Below are 597 nucleotides of genomic sequence, written 5' to 3' on the forward strand. Positions count from 1 at the left end.
GACCAGGTCCGCGCGGAGCCGGCGTTCGACGTCGGCCCCCGCCCTCAGCCGCAGCAGGTGCAGGGCCACGAGCTTCGCCGCGTCGCCGAGCGCCCGGGTGCGCTGGGCGCTCAGCGGGCCCGGGACGGCGGCCCATATCGAGCCGAGGATCTCGTCGCCCGCACGCACCGCGATCGCGGCCCGGGGGATGCGGAACTCGTCGGTCCCCGGCGGGGGTGGTACGTACACGGGCTGGTCGCTGCGGTACAGCGCGCGGAAGACGCCCCGGTCCTCCAGGAGACGGGTGAAGCGCTCGGGCACCTGCCGGCCCAGGACGGTCGCCACCCGGGACGGGTCGGCCGCGTCCTGGCCGCCGGAGAAGGCGAGGACCCGCGAGCTGCGGTCCTCGATGGTGACCGGCGCGTCGAGCAGCGCCGCCACCGCGTTGGCGAGGGCGAAGAGGTCTCCCGAGGGGGTGCCGCCCAGCATCTGCGGGCCCGCCTCCCCCACGTCTCCCTCGGCGAGCAACGACCGCAGCATCGCGGCGAGTTGGGCCCAGGCTGCGCCGCGGGTGAGCGCCAGCAGTGCGACCCCGGCGTGCTGCGCCGCGGCCGTGAC

1 pseudogene is annotated in these 597 nt (G+C 76.9%); it reads right to left on the reverse strand.

Annotation, left to right across the window (positions count from 1 at the left end):
• Positions 1-597, reverse strand: a pseudogene (locus G3I40_RS37295) (PucR family transcriptional regulator); the annotation flags it as partial.

Source organism: Streptomyces sp. SID14478 (assembly GCF_010548525.1).
GTDB lineage: Bacteria > Actinomycetota > Actinomycetes > Streptomycetales > Streptomycetaceae > Streptomyces.